Source organism: Bacillus sp. FSL K6-1366, assembly GCF_037976695.1.
Taxonomy (GTDB): Bacteria; Bacillota; Bacilli; order Bacillales; family Bacillaceae; genus Bacillus; species Bacillus subtilis.
In genome coordinates this window covers 1491989-1508271 of sequence record NZ_CP150268.1, presented here as the reverse complement: position 1 = coordinate 1508271, position 16283 = coordinate 1491989, and the positions used below count along the sequence as shown (strand labels likewise).

The following is a 16283-nucleotide window of genomic DNA, read 5'->3' as shown; positions in this document are numbered from 1 at the left end:
TATCGGCATTTTCTTTTGCGTTTTTATTTGTTAACTGTTAATTGTCCTTGTTCAAGGATGCTGTCTTTGACAACAGATGTTTTCTTGCCTTTGATGTTCAGCAGGAAGCTTGGCGCAAACGTTGATTGTTTGTCTGCGTAGAATCCTCTGTTTGTCATATAGCTTGTAATCACGACATTGTTTCCTTTCGCTTGAGGTACAGCGAAGTGTGAGTAAGTAAAGGTTACATCGTTAGGATCAAGATCCATTTTTAACACAAGGCCAGTTTTGTTCAGCGGCTTGTATGGGCCAGTTAAAGAATTAGAAACATAGCCAAGCATGTAAATATCGTTAGACGTGATGCCGTCAATCGTCATTTTTGACCCGCGAGAGTCAGTGAACAGGTACCATTTGCCGTTCATTTTAAAGACGTTCGCGCGTTCAATTTCATCTGTTACTGTGTTAGATGCAATCAGCGGTTTCATCACTTTTTTCAGTGTGTAATCATCGTTTAGCTCAATCATGCCGAGAGCGCCGTTAGCTAATTCAGCAGTGCGTTTTTTATCACTTTGCAGAAGCTTTTGACTTTCTTGACGGAAGAATGATGTGCTTTTGCCATAGTATGCTTTGTTAAATAAAGATTCTTCGCCTTGGTAGCCATCTTCAGTTCCAGTGTTTGCTTCAAATACTAAGTATTTGTGGCCTTTATCTTCTACGTAGTGAGGATCTCTCAGCGTATGGTTGTCGCCTGAGCTGTAGTTGCCTTCATCGATGAACTGCTGTACATTTTGATACGTTTTGCCGTCACCGTCAAAGATTGATTTATAATCCTCTACACCGTTGATGTTCAGAGAGCTGTCTGATGCTGATACGTTAACCTGTGCAGTTGTCAGTGTTTGTTTGCCGTAATGTTTACCGGAGAAATCAGTGTAGAATAAACGGATTTTTCCGTCAGATGTAAATGTAGCTGAACCTGACCATTCTTGCGTTTGGTCTTTTAGGATAGAATCATTTGCATCGAATTTGTCGCTGTCTTTAAAGACGCGGCCAGCGTTTTTCCAGCTGTCAATAGAAGTTTCGCCGACTTTTTGATAGAACATGTAAATCGATGTGTCATCCGCATTTTTAGGATCACCGGCTAATGCAAAGACGATGTGGTAGCCGTGATAGTTTGCGACTGTGCCGTCAGCGTTTTGTAATGGCCAGCTGTCCCAAACGTCCAGGCCTTTTGCAGAAGAGATATTTTTAATTGTGGACGAATCGAATTCAGGCACTTGATATTTTTCATTTTTTTGCTGTTCAGGGATTTGCAGCATATCATGGCGTGTAATATGGGAAATGCCGTATGTTTCCTTATATGGCTTTTGGTTCGTTTCTTTCGCAAACGCTTGAGTTGCGCCTCCTGCCAGCAGTGCGGTAGTAAAGGTTAATACTGTTGCTTGTTTTGCAAACTTTTTGATGTTCATCGTTCATGTCTCCTTTTTTATGTACTGTGTTAGCGGTCTGCTTCTTCCAGCCCTCCTGTTTGAAGATGGCAAGTTAGTTACGCACAATAAAAAAAAACCTAAAATATGTAAGGGGTGACGCCAAAGTATACACTTTGCCCTTTACACATTTTAGGTCTTGCCTGCTTTATCAGTAACAAACCCGCTCGATTTACTTTTCGACCTCATTCTATTAGACTCTCGTTTGGATTGCAACTGGTCTATTTTCCTCTTTTGTTTGATAGAAAATCATAAAAGTATTTACGGTCTACGGGCCTAAAGAACTAAAAAATCTATCTGTTTCTTTTCATTCTCTGTATTTTTTATAGCTTCTGTTGCATGGGCATAAAGTTGCCTTTTTAATCATAATTCAGAAAATATCATAATATCTCATTTCACTAAATAGTAGTGAACGACAGGTATACGTGATGGGTTAAAAAGGATCTCTAACTGAAGGGTTTTTCAAAATATTTGAAACGTTAGTAGGTTAGTAACGTACAGAGATATGGGAGGTGGAGGAATGAAGCAGAATAAAAGAAAGCATCTTCAGACGTTATTTGAGACATTAGGCGAAAAACATCAGTTTAACGGGACGGTTCTGGCTGCGGAGGGTGGCGATATTTTATATCACCACTCTTTTGGCTATGCGGAAATGACGGAAAAACGCCCGTTGAAAACCAACTCTTTGTTTGAGTTAGCGTCTTTGTCAAAGCCTTTTACAGCATTGGGAATCATCTTGCTGGAGGAGAAGGGGATTCTTGGCTATGAGGATAAAGTGGATCGCTGGCTGCCCGGTTTTCCGTATCAGGGCGTAACGATTCGGCATTTATTGAACCATACGTCAGGGCTTCCTGATTATATGGGATGGTTTTTTGCCAATTGGGATTCACACAAGATTGCGGTGAATCAGGATATTGTCGATATGCTGATGAATGAGGGGCTATCTGGTTATTTTGAACCGAATGAAGGCTGGATGTACAGCAATACGGGGTATGTGCTGCTGGCGGTTATCATTGAAAAAGCATCTGGCATGAGCTATGCGGATTTTATGAAAACAAGTATTTTTTTACCGGCAGGCATGAATGAAACAAGAGTGTATAACAGGAGGCTTTCGCCTGAGCGAATTGATCATTATGCATATGGATATGTGTATGATGTACATTCCGAAACATACGTCCTCCCTGATGAGCTGGAGGAAACGAACTATGTTGTGTATCTCGATGGCATACAGGGGGATGGGACCGTGAACTCTGTCACAAGCGATTTGTTTCGATTTGATCAGGCTTTATATCAGGACGATTTCATCAGCAAGGCTTCTAAGGAATCTGCGTTTTCTCCAGTGCGCCTCAACAATGGAGAAACAATTGATTATGGCTTTGGCTGGGTACTGCAAAATAGTCCTAAAAAAGGGCGGATTGTCAGCCACAGCGGAGGATGGCCCGGCTATTCGACGTTGATGATCCGATATATCGATCATCGTAAAACGCTGATCTATTTGAGTAATAAGGAAGAGGATACTGAATATGAACAAGCGATTCTGAAGGCGGCGGAACATATTCTATTTGGCCAGCCATATGAGGTCCCGGAACGTCCTGCTGATAAAAAGAAAAAAGCAATTGATACGGCGATATACAGCCGCTATGTTGGCAGCTACCTGTTGCAGGATGGAACGGCTGCACAGGTGACAGCCGAGAATGAACGGCTTTATTTGGAGATCACCGGACAGCTGAGACTGGAGTTATTTCCTTCCTCGGAAACCCGTTTCTTTCTGCGAGCATTGTCTGTTGAAGTCGAGTTTATGTTAGGCGGGGATGCTGCGAAAAGCTTTATCCTCTATGAGGATGGCTCAGAAGAAGAAGCGGTCCGTACAAATTAGAAAGGAATGAATTTGATGATCGGAATATTAGCCGGAATGGGGCCGAAATCGACCTCGCCGTTTATTGATAAGGTGATTGATTACTGTCAGAAGCTGTATGGGGCTTCAAACGATATTGACTACCCGCACATGATGATCTATTCATGCCCGACGCCCTTCTATGCAGATCGTCCAATTGACCATGACGAGATGAAAAAAGCGATTATCGACGGAGCGGTAAAGCTCGAGAAAACAGGCGTGGATTTCATTGCGCTGCCTTGTAATACGGCGCATGTCTACTATGAAGAGATTCAGCAGGCATTGTCGGTTCCTATGTTGCATATCGTTGAGGAAACGATAAAAGAGATTCCGCATCCTGCAAAAAAAGCGGTGGTTTTAGGAACAGAGCCAACCATCCAATCCGCCATCTACCAAAAAGTTCTGAAGGCAAATGGACAAGAAGTTGTTCACAAGGACCATTGGCAGCAGGCTGTGAACCAGCTTATCGCCGCAATCAAACAGCCAAATCATATGCAGCATTCAAAAGCATTGTGGCAGACGCTATATGAAGAAATCAGTCAGCATGCAGACATCATCATTTCAGCCTGCACGGATTTAAATGCGGTGTTAGATCATACTCAAAGTGAGATTCCGATTATAGATTCCTCTGCCTGTCTTGCCAAAAGCACTGTCAGCACATATCTTGCTTATCAAAGCTAGCTTCAGACAAGGACTGTCTTCAAACAGTCCTTGTTTTTTTATGTTCCTATTGTTTGACAGTTAACTGCAATGATGTTAAAGTAAACATGTAAATAGTTACATGATTTTTTCTGAAGGTGAGGTGGTTCTCGTGAAGAAGCCGGTTTTAAAACCATTCGCCTCTTTAGAAATCAAGGTTGATCCGCCTATCACGATTGGTGAGACAAGCCTGGGACTGAGACGATTCATTCCGATTCGCAAATGATTCGCGCTGACGGCAGAACCGATTTATCTGCCAGGTATGTGATCGAAACAGCAGATCATGAACTGATTTACATTGAAAACAATGGAATACGGCAAGTCAGCGAGCCGTTTCAAAAACAAGCGGCAGCCGGGGAAATCATTGATCCGGAGCATGTTTATTTTCGTACGGTACCGACGTTTGAAACAGGCAGTAAAGTCTATCAATGGCTCCATGACCGCTTGTTTATCGGTTCCGCAGAAAGAACCCCTGATTACGTTCGACTAGACATTTATGAAGTGCAGTAAAAGACTAAGGAGAGTGTGAAAAATGGAAAACTTTATCGGAAGCCACATGATTTATACGTATGAAAACGGCTGGGAATACGAGATTTATATTAAAAATGACCATACAATTGATTATAGAATTCATAGCGGAATGGTTGCCGGACGCTGGGTTCGGGATCAGGAAGTGAATATTGTCAAACTGACAGAAGGCGTATATAAAGTGTCTTGGACAGAGCCGACTGGCACGGATGTTTCATTAAACTTTATGCCAAATGAAAAACGCATGCACGGCATTATTTTCTTCCCGAAATGGGTGCATGAACATCCTGAAATTACGGTTTGCTACCAAAATGACCACATTGATTTGATGGAAGAATCCCGCGAAAAATATGAAACGTATCCAAAATACGTTGTACCTGAATTTGCGGAAATTACATTTCTGAAAAATGAAGGAGTCGACAACGAAGAAGTGATTTCGAAGGCTCCTTATGAGGGAATGACAGACGATATTCGCGCGGGAAGATTATAATAAACATAAAAACCCGGAAAAGAGAATTACTTCTCTTTTCCGGGTTTTCTTTTTGCTGAGTATGCGGGAACCATCACAATTCCCGCGAAAAACAGTATGATGCCAGTCCAGCGCATAGGCTGGTAATAGACTGTGTCCCGTAAACATACCACGGCCGACAAAATAATGATACAAGCTGCCACAACAATGGCAGCACCAATGTATCCTGTTTTCCCCATATTTATTCTCCTTTTGAAGGGAATAGCTTCTGCCTTTTTTCAGATTCGGGATCGTTTTCGATCGTAATCTCTGAGTCTAAAATCAGCGTCTCTCTCGTTTCTTCCTGATACGCAGGCCAATTCACAGCTTCGGTGCTTGGGTTTCCTGTTTTAGCGAACGTGATCCACGCTGATTGTATCGTGTGAGAAAGCTGTTTCACCTCATCCGTAATCTCCGTTTTTGCCATTCGTTCCAATCCGTCCAGATTTCCAAAGACAAAAGGAAGCTCTAATGCGTGAAACGCTTTATTGTACGGCAGCTTCTCCGGGTGCCAATCGAACCTGTACATCCAGACAGGGGCGTAATGAGACTGTGCGGATGCATAGGCGACGGCAGGGCGCCAAAATAATAAATCAGTCATCATATGAATTTGGCTTTCCAGAGAACGCGGATACAAATCGGCAGCTTTCTCTGCCAGCGGCTTCCCTAGTAAATACTCGAGTGCTGCATCAAGCGTTTCCTGAGAATGAACGTCTGAATCCGGGGTGAAAAATAAATATCCTTCATCACGGGTTGTTCCAATCAATAGCGGAATGCCGGAAGCAGCCCCTTCTGCGATCGCTTTTTCTGGTTCTTCAGGCAGCGTTTTCGGATCAAGGGCGGGCTGGAAGAACAGCTGAAAGATATTTTCTTTTTCTGCAATCCGAAGCTGATCAGCCGCTTTTAGCAAATCTTCCGCAGAAACCGTATGCAATTTATCCAGTTGGCCCTCGTCAATCCCAAGGACCTGTAAAAAGGCTGCCGAGGTGCTCGCCGCTTGTTCTTTCGTCATCGTTCGAGAAGCGCCGCTTTCCATGATTGCTTTCTGGAACAGGCCTTTTGCCGCAGGCATAGCGAGAAGCGCGGCAATGCTCATCCCGCCGGCGGATTCTCCAAATACTGTTACGTTATCGGGATCACCGCCAAACGCTGAAATATTCTCCCGCACCCATTTCAGTGCGGCGGCTTGGTCTAAAAGCCCAAGGTTATCGGAATACGCCTCATCAAACGAAGACAAGTGCAAAAAGCCAAACGGCCCCAGCCGATAGTTCAATGTAACGACAATGACTTCTCCCTGTGCCGCAAGTTTTGATCCGTCATACAATGGCTCACTGCCCGCTCCAAGATAAAAAGCGCCTCCGTGAATCCACACCATGACAGGAAGATTTTGACTTGGAGTGTCAGGCGCAAATACATTGACATACAAGCAATCCTCGGACTGGCGGGGCAGCTCTGTATACGACAGTGAGAGCAAATCAGACGGCTGCGGGCAAATAGGGCCGTACGCTGTGGCATCAAGGACATCTTCCCACACTTCAGGCGGCTCAGGTGCTTTAAAACGCCATTGTCCGACAGGCGGCTTGGCATAGGGGATGCCTTTCCACTTATGTACGCCGTTTTCCGTTGTGCCTTTTACTTTGCCGTATTGAGTCGTTACTATTTGATGAGTCATTGTGTTCTCTCCCTTTTTCCCCCATTATAAACAGATTTACCCCTATAGATGCGAACGTTAGCCCTTAACCGATCATCATCTTCCCATTGTTTTTAAAAAGGATTTGACTTCATGGACAGTCAGACCGATTTCTCTTGCTTCCGCCATCAGCGCTTTCCATTCTTCTATATTGGATTCCGTCAGTTTGCGGTTGCGGTAAGAGGCAGTTTCAGGCTGTTCTTTCTTTAGCCTGTTCGTAAAAGTGAACAATTCTTCCTTTTCCATCCCGGCTTGTACGGCTTGCACTAAATGTACGCGCCATTCTTCTTCACCGCCGCTGATTTTTTCATACATCATTGTTTCTGCGTCAAATAATTCTGTTAATTCAACTTCCAGTGTGGCAGAAACTTTTTTTAAAAATTGAACGGACGGATTCGTGTGAACGCCTCTTTCAATCTTGCTTAAATAGGATTTGGATACGCCTGACTCAACAGCCAGCTGATTAATAGAATAGCCTTTTCTTTTACGGTACAAACGGATAATTCTTCCAATCATAATATGAAATTCTCCTCTATTCCTGTCGTTATTTTGTTCATTATAAGGAATTTTTCGTTCTTTATAAAATTTAAAATAATAAGGGAAGTGCAGTAAATTAGAGGAAAATCATGATTTTGTTCTCTAAAGAGAACTTATTGGCTTATTTTGCAATTTTTAAATAATAACGTTTTCTTTTATAATCCAATCATTAACAGAAAGGGGCGCGGGAAGCCAGCCGCGGGAAGGCTGAAGGCTATGAATACATGAATGAGAATATGAGTTTCAAAGAATTATATGCGATTGTCAGACACAGATTCGTGCTGATTCTGCTCATCACAATCGGCGTCACCCTTATTATGGGTTTTGTGCAATTTAAGGTCATTTCACCGACCTACCAGGCGTCGACACAGGTGCTGGTTCATGAATCAGACGGTGAAGAAAACTCGAATCTCAGTGACATCCAGCGAAATCTTCAGTATAGCAGCACGTTCCAATCGATTATGAAAAGCACTGCCTTGATGGAAGAAGTTAAGGCGGAATTGCACCTATCTGAATCGGCTTCCTCGCTGAAAGGAAAAGTGGTTACCAGCAGTGAAAATGAATCAGAAATAATCAACGTTGCCGTTCAGGATCACGATCCGGCGAAAGCAGCTGAGATTGCGAACACGTTAGTGAACAAGTTTGAAAAAGAAGTAGATGAAAGAATGAATGTACAAGGCGTACATATATTATCAGAGGCGAAGGCTTCTGAAAGCCCGATGATCAAGCCAGCCAGGCTGCGAAATATGGTCATGGCTTTTGGCGCTGCTGTCATGGGCGGCATTACACTGGCATTTTTTCTGCATTTTCTCGATGATACTTGCAAAAGCGCACGGCAGCTCAGCGAGAGAACCGGATTGCCATGCTTAGGCTCCGTTCCTGATGTCCACAAAGGGCGGAATCGCGGGATAAAACATTTCGGGGAGTGAAGCGAGTGATCTTTAGAAAAAAGAAAGCAAGGCGAGGTTTGGCTCAAATATCTGTTTTACACAATAAATCAGTTGTTGCGGAACAATATCGCACCATTCGGACAAACATTGAGTTCTCATCTGTCCAGACCAACTTGCGATCTATCCTCGTCACCTCCTCTGTGCCTGGTGAAGGTAAATCGTTCAGTGCAGCGAATCTTGCGGCTGTCTTTGCGCAGCAGCAGGAAAAGAAAGTACTGCTGGTGGATGCCGATTTAAGAAAGCCGACCATCAACCAGACGTTTCAGGTTGATAATGTAACCGGGCTGACAAATGTGCTGGTCGGCAATGCTTCACTCAGTGAGACGGTGCAAAAGACGCCGATCGATAACTTATATGTACTGACAAGCGGGCCGACCCCGCCAAACCCGGCAGAACTGCTGTCTTCAAAAGCAATGGGAGATTTAATATCTGAGATCTATGAACAATTCAGCCTCGTCATCTTTGATTCCCCTCCGCTTTTGGCTGTTGCAGATGCTCAGATTCTAGCAAATCAAACAGACGGCAGCGTGCTCGTCGTTTTAAGCGGAAAAACAAAAACCGATACCGTTCTGAAAGCAAAAGATGCACTGGAACAATCCAATGCGAAGCTGTTAGGCGCTCTTTTAAACAAAAAGAAAATGAAAAAATCGGAACACTATTCCTACTAGTTTTTGTAAAGGTGATGTCTCCTGACCTGTATCAATGGAGGCACTCGGCTCTGCTGTGGGCAGCTGAAGTTGCTGCCTTAGATGCTGGTCGTCGCTGGCGGGGCGTGAGGATGGGTTAAATGCCCACTTATCTGATATATACATAGGACGTGTTGTCGGTTTAGCTGCTGCCGATTTTTTGGAGAGACGAAAACCGCCGCAGCTAAACCGATAAAAGAATTAGGGGGGAAAAGGTTGAGTTACCGGAGAAGACTGTCAATGATTATTGCGCTGGATACTTACCTCGTTTTAAATTCAGTTATTGCAGGATATCAATTTTTAAAAGATTCCTATCAATTTTATGACTCCGGAGCATTACTGCTTACCGCTGTCAGCTTGCTCCTCAGCTATCATGTGTGTGCTTTCCTGTTCAATCAGTATAAACAGGTGTGGACATACACCGGACTTGGCGAGCTGATTGTCCTGCTTAAGGGCATTACGCTTTCCGCCGCTGTGACCGGCGTCATTCAGTATGCTGTGTATCACACGATGTTCTTCCGTCTGTTAACCGCGTGCTGGGTGCTTCAGCTTTTGTCTATTGGAGGGACCCGTATTTTATCCAGAGTATTAAACGAAAGCATCAGGAAAAAACGCTGCGCCTCGTCCCGCGCGCTGATTATCGGGGCGGGCTCAGGTGGGACTCTGATGGTCAGGCAGCTGCTTTCGAAAGATGAACCTGATATCATACCTGTCGCTTTTATTGATGACGACCAAACGAAGCATAAATTAGAAATTATGGGGCTGCCCGTAATCGGCGGAAAAGAAAGTATCATGCCTGCGGTGCAAAAGCTCAAAATTAATTATATTATTATTGCCATTCCTTCACTCCGCACCCATGAGCTTCAGGTGTTATATAAAGAATGTGTGCGAACCGGAGTAAGCATTAAAATTATGCCTCATTTTGATGAAATGCTGCTTGGCACACGAACTGCCGGACAAATCAGAGATGTAAAAGCTGAGGACTTGCTCGGCAGAAAGCCGGTAACCCTCGACACTAGCGAAATTTCGAACCGCATCAAAGGAAAAACAGTTCTCGTCACGGGAGCGGGCGGATCAATCGGCTCGGAAATCTGCCGTCAGATCAGCGCGTTTCAGCCTAAGGAAATCATTCTGCTCGGCCATGGGGAAAACAGCATTCATTCGATTTATACAGAGCTGAACGGACGATTCGGCAAACACATTGTGCTCCATACGGAAATCGCTGATGTGCAGGACCGCGATAAAATGTTTACCTTGATGAAAAAATACGAGCCGCATGTTGTCTATCATGCAGCTGCCCATAAGCATGTGCCTTTAATGGAACACAATCCAGAAGAGGCGGTCAAAAACAATATTATCGGAACAAAAAATGTCGCGGAAGCAGCCGATATGTCGGGAACAGAGACATTCGTGCTGATTTCATCGGACAAAGCGGTGAACCCAGCCAACGTAATGGGGGCGACAAAACGATTCGCAGAGATGATTATTATGAATCTTGGGAAAGTCAGCAGAACCAAATTTGTCGCTGTTCGCTTCGGCAATGTACTCGGGAGCCGCGGCAGCGTCATTCCAATTTTCAAAAAACAGATTGAAAAAGGCGGCCCGGTGACAGTAACACATCCGGCAATGACCCGCTATTTCATGACGATTCCCGAGGCATCAAGGCTTGTGATTCAGGCTGGGGCACTGGCGAAAGGGCGTCAGATTTTCGTTCTCGATATGGGAGAGCCCGTAAAGATTGTGGATCTTGCCAAAAACCTCATTCATTTGTCCGGCTACACGACTGAGCAGGTTCCAATCGAATTCACAGGCATTCGTCCGGGCGAAAAAATGTATGAAGAATTGCTGAACAAAAATGAAGTCCATGCTGAACAAATCTTTCCAAAAATTCACATCGGTAAAGCGGTGGACGGCGATTGGCCGGTGCTGATGCGCTTTATCGAGGATTTTCATGAGCTGCCGGAAGCCGACCTGAGAGCGAGGCTGTTTGCGGCAATCAATACATCAGAAGAAATGACGGCTGCCAGCGTTCATTAGGGGGAGTGAAAATGACGAAAAAGATATTGTTTTGCGCGACTGTTGATTATCATTTTAAGGCCTTTCACCTCCCTTATTTTAAATGGTTCAAGCAAATGGGCTGGGAGGTTCATGTCGCTGCGAACGGACAAACCAAGCTGCCGTATGTGGATGAGAAATTCTCCATCCCGATTCGCAGGTCACCTTTTGATCCTCAGAACCTGGCCGTTTATAGGCAGCTGAAGAAAGTGATTGACACCTATGAATACGACATTGTCCATTGCCATACACCGGTCGGCGGCGTTCTCGCCAGACTGGCGGCGAGGCAGGCACGGCGGCACGGAACAAAGGTGCTGTACACAGCGCACGGCTTTCACTTCTGCAAAGGGGCACCGATGAAAAATTGGCTTCTTTACTATCCGGTTGAGAAATGGCTTTCAGCATATACAGACTGCCTGATTACGATTAATGAAGAGGATTACATACGGGCGAAAGGACTTCAAAGGCCGGGCGGAAGGACGCAGAAAATTCACGGCATTGGCGTCAATACCGAGCGTTTCCGGCCTGTCAGTCCGATAGAGCAGCAAAGACTCAGAGAAAAGCACGGGTTCCGTGAAGATGATTTTATATTGGTTTATCCGGCTGAGCTCAATCTGAACAAAAACCAGAAGCAGTTAATTGAAGCCGCAGCCTTGCTAAAAGAAAAAATTCCTTCGCTTCGCCTTGTGTTTGCCGGGGAAGGGGCAATGGAACAAACGTATCAAACGTTAGCTGAAAAGCTTGGCGCCTCCGCCAATGTCTGTTTTTACGGCTTTTGCAGCGACATACATGAGCTGATTCAGCTTGCGGATGTATCTGTCGCATCCAGCATTAGAGAGGGCCTCGGCATGAATGTGCTTGAGGGAATGGCGGCAGAAAAACCGGCGATCGCCACAGATAATCGCGGGCATCGGGAAATCATCCGCGACGGAGAAAACGGTTTTCTGATCAAAATCGGTGACAGTGCTGCTTTTGCCCGCCGGATTGAACAGCTTTACCATAAGCCGGAGCTCTGCCGAAAGCTGGGACAGGAAGGCCGAAAAACAGCCTTGCGCTTCTCGGAGGCGCGAACGGTGGAAGAAATGGCAGATATTTATTCCGCGTACATGGATATGGATACAAAGGAGAAAAGCGTATGAACTCAGGACCGAAAGTTTCTGTCATTATGGGCATTTATAATTGCGAACGCACATTGGCAGAAAGCATAGAATCCATACTCAGCCAATCCTATAAAAATTGGGAGCTGATTTTGTGCGATGATGCGTCAACAGACGGCACGCTCCGCATCGCGAAGCAGTATGCCGCTCATTACAGCGACCGCATCAAACTGATTCAAAACAAAACAAATAAGCGGCTTGCCGCATCATTAAATCATTGTCTTTCGCATGCGACAGGCGATTATATCGCACGTCAGGATGGAGATGACCTTTCGTTTCCGCGCCGTCTGGAAAAGCAGGTCGCGTTTTTAGAAAAGCACCGACATTATCAGGTGGTTGGCACCGGCATGCTTGTGTTTGATGAATTTGGCGTAAGAGGCGCCCGCATTCTGCCTTCTGTTCCGGAGCCGGGCATCATGGCAAAAGGGACCCCATTTTGCCACGGCACGATTATGATGAGAGCGAGTGCCTACCGTACGCTGAAAGGCTACCGGTCGGTGCGGCGGACGAGACGAATGGAAGATATTGATTTGTGGCTTCGCTTTTTTGAAGAGGGCTTCAGGGGCTATAATCTTCAGGAAGCCTTGTATAAAGTGAGGGAAGACAGCGATGCATTCAAACGGCGGTCATTTACGTATTCAATTGACAATGCCATCCTTGTCTATCAGGCGTGCAGACGCTTGAAGCTTCCTTTATCTGATTACATATATATCGCAAAACCGTTAATCCGCGCCTTTATGCCTCCAGCCGTGATGAATCGCTACCATAAAAAAAGAGTGATGAACCAAAAGGAAGGGCTTGTCAAGCATGAATAGCAGCCAAAAGCGCGTGCTCCATGTTCTCAGCGGCATGAACAGGGGCGGCGCGGAAACCATGGTAATGAATTTATATCGGAAGATGGACAAAAGCAAAGTGCAATTTGACTTTTTAACGTATCGAAATGATCCGTGCGCTTATGATGAAGAGATTTTATCTTTAGGCGGGCGGCTTTTTTATGTCCCGAGCATTGGGCAAAGCAATCCCCTTACATTTGTGAGGAATGTGAGAAACGCGATAAAAGAAAACGGGCCGTTCAGCGCCGTTCATGCGCACACGGATTTCCAAACGGGTTTTATCGCCCTTGCGGCAAGGCTCGCCGGAGTGCCGGTCAGGGTATGCCATTCCCACAATACGTCTTGGAAGACCGGCTTCAATTGGAAGGATCGCTTGCAGTTGATGGTGTTCAGGCGGCTCATTTTGGCAAATGCGACAGCGCTGTGTGCCTGCGGAGAGGATGCGGGCAGGTTTTTATTTGGACAGTCCAATATGGAGCGTGTTCACCTTCTTCCTAACGGGATTGACCTTGAGTTGTTCGCCCCAAATGGGCAGGCGGCTGATGAAGAAAAAGCAGCACGCGGCATTGCAGCCGACCGGCTCATCATCGGCCATGTGGCCCGGTTTCATGAAGTGAAAAACCACGCGTTCCTGCTGAAGCTTGCCGCACATCTCAAGGAAAGAGGCGTTCGCTTGCAGCTCGTTCTGGCGGGAGACGGGCCGTTGCGCGGGGAGATAGAGGAGGAGGCGCGGCAGCAGAATTTACTATCAGACGTCCTCTTTTTAGGCACGGAAGAACGGATCCATGAACTGATGCGAACATTCGATGTATTTGTCATGCCGTCTCTGTACGAAGGCTTGCCGGTTGTGCTTGTGGAAGCGCAGGCATCGGGGCTTCCATGCATCATTTCAGACAGCATTACAGAAAAAGTCGACGCCGGTCTCGGGCTTGTCACAAGATTAAGTCTTTCTGAGCCGATCAGCGTCTGGGCTGAAACCATTGCAAGGGCGGCCGCCGCAGGCAGGCCGAAGCGTGAGCTCATCAAGGAAACACTCGCCCAACTTGGCTACGATGCACAGCAAAATGTAGGAGCGCTGCTGAATGTATACAACATCAGCACGGAAAAGGACCATAACCGATGATTGTATATGCCGTCAATATGGGGATTGTATTTATTTGGTCTTGGTTCGCTAAAATGTGCGGCGGCCGGGACGATTCGCTTGCCACGGGGTATCGGCCGAATAAGCTTTTGATCTGGATTCCGCTCGCTTCACTTGTGCTCGTGTCAGGTCTCCGCTATCGAGTCGGCACGGATTTTCAGACGTACACGCTGCTGTACGAATTGGCGGGCGATTATCAAAATGTGTGGCAGATATTCGGTTTCGGCACAGCGAAAACAGCGACCGATCCGGGGTTTACCGCACTCCTTTGGCTGATGAATTTCATCACGGAAGATCCTCAAATCATGTATTTTACGGTGGCGGTCGTGACCTACAGCTTTATTATGAAGACACTCGCCGACTATGGCAGGCCGTTTGAGCTGAGTGTCTTTTTGTTTTTGGGAACCTTTCATTACTACGCGTCTTTTAACGGCATCAGGCAATACATGGTCGCAGCTGCTTTGTTTTGGGCGATCCGTTATATCATCAGCGGGAACTGGAAGCGATATTTCCTGATTGTGCTGGTCAGCTCGCTCTTTCATTCGTCGGCGCTGATTATGATTCCGGTGTACTTTATTGTCAGAAGAAAAGCCTGGTCACCGGCGATATTCGGCCTATCCGCTTTATTTCTCGGCATGACATTTTTATATCAAAAATTTATTTCTGTGTTTGTCGTTGTACTTGAAAACAGCTCATACAGCCATTATGAAAAATGGCTCATGACGAACACAAATGGAATGAATGTGATCAAAATCGCTGTTTTGGTTCTGCCGCTGTTCCTTGCATTTTGCTATAAAGAACGATTGCGGAGTCTGTGGCCGCAAATCGATATTGTCGTCAATTTGTGCCTGCTTGGTTTTTTGTTCGGCCTTTTGGCCACAAAGGACGTGATTTTTGCCAGATTCAATATTTATTTCGGTCTGTATCAAATGATCTTAGTCCCTTATTTTGTCAGGATATTTGATGAAAAATCGAACGCCCTTATCTATATCGCTATCGTTGTTTGTTATTTTCTTTACAGTTATTTGCTTATGCCGGTTGATTCATCGGTTCTGCCTTACAGAACGATTTTTTCCCGGTAATTTATGCACGAGGAGCCGGTCATTATGGAAACACCTGCGGTTAGTCTGTTAGTCGCTGTTTATAACACAGAAACATATATCAGAACGTGTCTCGAATCACTGCGGAACCAGACAGTGGACAATATTGAAATCATCATTGTCAATGACTGTTCAGCTGACGCCAGCCCGGATATCGCAGAAGAATACGCCAAAATGGACAACAGGTTCAAGGTGATTCATCAGGAAAACCAGGGACTCGGTGCGGTTCGGAATAAAGGCATTGAGGCGGCACGCGGCGAATTTATCGCGTTTATCGATTCAGACGATTGGATTGAGCCTGATTATTGCGAGCAGATGCTCCGGGCAGCAGGCGATGAAACTGATCTGGTCATTTGCAATTACGCCGCAGAGTTTGAGGACACTGGCAAAACCATGGACTCTGACATTGCCCAAACCTATCAGGATCAGCCGAAGGAGCACTATATCAAGGCGTTATTCGAAGGGAAGGTCAGAGGGTTTTCATGGAACAAACTGTACAGAAGAAGCATGATTGAAGCCCATCGGCTATCGTTTCCGCTCCGAGGCGAGCTGGAGCATGTCGAGGATCAGTTTTTCAGCTTCAGGGCTCATTTTTTCGCCCGCTCAGTAGCCTACGTAAAAACGCCGCTCTATCATTACCGAATTCACCTTTCCTCCATTGTGCAGCGCTATCAGAAAAAATTGTTTGAATCAGGACTTGCGCTGTATGAGGCGAATGCGGCGTTTTTACAGGAGAACAACAAACTGGAGGAGTATCGCAAGGAGCTTGATACCTTTATCGTTCTTCACAGCAGCATCTGCATGCTGAATGAATGGAAAACGAGCGGCAGCCGCCGACTGTTTGAAAAGCTTAGAAATGTTGGCGTGATATGCGCGGACCCGGTGTTTCAAGAAAGTCTTTCAAAAACGGGTACTGCTCCTTTTGACGCAAAACGGTCATGCCTGCTTCTGATGGCGAAATACAGAATGATTCCGTTCGTCGCGATGGCATCGGCTGTGTATCAGCGGGTGATCGAGTACAAAATGAGAAACAGAGGGTGAG

Annotated in this window: 15 protein-coding genes and 1 pseudogene; 12 read left to right on the top strand and 4 right to left on the bottom strand. The window is 45.7% G+C overall.

Translation table 11 applies throughout. The features are described 5' to 3' along the window. Nucleotides 1-23: 23 nt before the first annotated feature. Complete coding sequence (sacB, locus tag MHI44_RS08000; protein ID WP_001022105.1) at nucleotides 24-1445, bottom strand: levansucrase; 1422 nt, start codon at nucleotides 1443-1445, stop codon at nucleotides 24-26. Between the two features lie 538 nt (nucleotides 1446-1983). Here sacB and MHI44_RS07995 point away from each other — a divergent pair. From MHI44_RS07995 to padC, 4 genes and pseudogenes are all read left to right on the top strand, one after another. Further along, nucleotides 1984-3339, top strand: coding sequence for a serine hydrolase (locus MHI44_RS07995; protein ID WP_015251172.1), 1356 nt, complete (start codon nucleotides 1984-1986; stop codon nucleotides 3337-3339). Between the two features lie 15 nt (nucleotides 3340-3354). Beyond that, nucleotides 3355-4038, top strand: a complete 684-nt coding sequence (gene racX, locus MHI44_RS07990; RefSeq protein WP_015251173.1) for a broad specificity amino-acid racemase RacX — start codon at nucleotides 3355-3357, stop codon at nucleotides 4036-4038. A gap of 130 nt (nucleotides 4039-4168) precedes the next feature. Continuing rightward, nucleotides 4169-4566, top strand: a pseudogene (locus MHI44_RS07985) (DUF3237 domain-containing protein). Nucleotides 4567-4588: 22 nt separating this feature from the next. Continuing rightward, complete coding sequence (padC, locus tag MHI44_RS07980; RefSeq protein ID WP_003228238.1) at nucleotides 4589-5074, top strand: phenolic acid decarboxylase; 486 nt, start codon at nucleotides 4589-4591, stop codon at nucleotides 5072-5074. Nucleotides 5075-5100: 26 nt separating this feature from the next. Here the strand turns inward: padC and MHI44_RS07975 are convergent, their stop codons facing one another. From MHI44_RS07975 to slrR, 3 genes are all read right to left on the bottom strand, one after another. Continuing rightward, nucleotides 5101-5292: a hypothetical protein gene (locus tag MHI44_RS07975; RefSeq protein ID WP_003228241.1), complete on the bottom strand. Its 192-nt coding sequence runs from the start codon at nucleotides 5290-5292 to the stop codon at nucleotides 5101-5103. 2 nt (nucleotides 5293-5294) lie between these two features. Next, a complete protein-coding gene (gene pnbA, locus MHI44_RS07970; protein ID WP_339203288.1) occupies nucleotides 5295-6764 on the bottom strand; it encodes a para-nitrobenzyl esterase in 1470 nt (489 codons plus the stop codon). Nucleotides 6765-6839: 75 nt separating this feature from the next. After that, on the bottom strand, nucleotides 6840-7298 hold the full coding sequence (gene slrR, locus MHI44_RS07965; RefSeq protein WP_003228245.1) for a transcriptional regulator SlrR: 459 nt from the start codon (nucleotides 7296-7298) through the stop codon (nucleotides 6840-6842). A 245-nt stretch (nucleotides 7299-7543) separates the two neighbouring features. Between slrR and MHI44_RS07960 the strand changes: the two genes are divergently transcribed. From MHI44_RS07960 to MHI44_RS07925, 8 genes are all read left to right on the top strand, one after another. Continuing rightward, entirely contained in the window at nucleotides 7544-8248 is a 705-nt protein-coding gene (locus tag MHI44_RS07960) for a YveK family protein (protein WP_003228247.1), read from the top strand. Nucleotides 8249-8253: 5 nt separating this feature from the next. After that, on the top strand, nucleotides 8254-8937 hold the full coding sequence (gene epsB, locus MHI44_RS07955) for a protein tyrosine kinase EpsB (protein WP_003228249.1): 684 nt from the start codon (nucleotides 8254-8256) through the stop codon (nucleotides 8935-8937). Nucleotides 8938-9171: 234 nt separating this feature from the next. Then, nucleotides 9172-10992 carry a nucleoside-diphosphate sugar epimerase/dehydratase gene (locus tag MHI44_RS07950; RefSeq protein WP_192858026.1) on the top strand — a complete coding sequence of 607 codons (1821 nt, stop codon included), beginning with the start codon at nucleotides 9172-9174 and terminating at the stop codon, nucleotides 10990-10992. A gap of 11 nt (nucleotides 10993-11003) precedes the next feature. Next, complete coding sequence (locus tag MHI44_RS07945; RefSeq protein WP_339203286.1) at nucleotides 11004-12149, top strand: glycosyltransferase family 4 protein; 1146 nt, start codon at nucleotides 11004-11006, stop codon at nucleotides 12147-12149. Further along, nucleotides 12146-12982, top strand: a complete 837-nt coding sequence (epsE, locus tag MHI44_RS07940) for a glycosyltransferase EpsE (protein ID WP_032722561.1) — start codon at nucleotides 12146-12148, stop codon at nucleotides 12980-12982. The genes MHI44_RS07945 and epsE overlap by 4 nt, the downstream gene beginning before the upstream one ends. Then, entirely contained in the window at nucleotides 12975-14123 is a 1149-nt protein-coding gene (locus tag MHI44_RS07935) for a glycosyltransferase family 1 protein (RefSeq protein WP_339203285.1), read from the top strand. The genes epsE and MHI44_RS07935 overlap by 8 nt, the downstream gene beginning before the upstream one ends. Continuing rightward, on the top strand, nucleotides 14120-15223 hold the full coding sequence (gene epsG, locus MHI44_RS07930; RefSeq protein WP_015714749.1) for a biofilm exopolysaccharide biosynthesis protein EpsG: 1104 nt from the start codon (nucleotides 14120-14122) through the stop codon (nucleotides 15221-15223). The genes MHI44_RS07935 and epsG overlap by 4 nt, the downstream gene beginning before the upstream one ends. 24 nt (nucleotides 15224-15247) lie before the next feature. Then, nucleotides 15248-16282 carry a glycosyltransferase family 2 protein gene (locus MHI44_RS07925; protein WP_181217455.1) on the top strand — a complete coding sequence of 345 codons (1035 nt, stop codon included), beginning with the start codon at nucleotides 15248-15250 and terminating at the stop codon, nucleotides 16280-16282. Nucleotide 16283 lies beyond the last annotated feature (1 nt).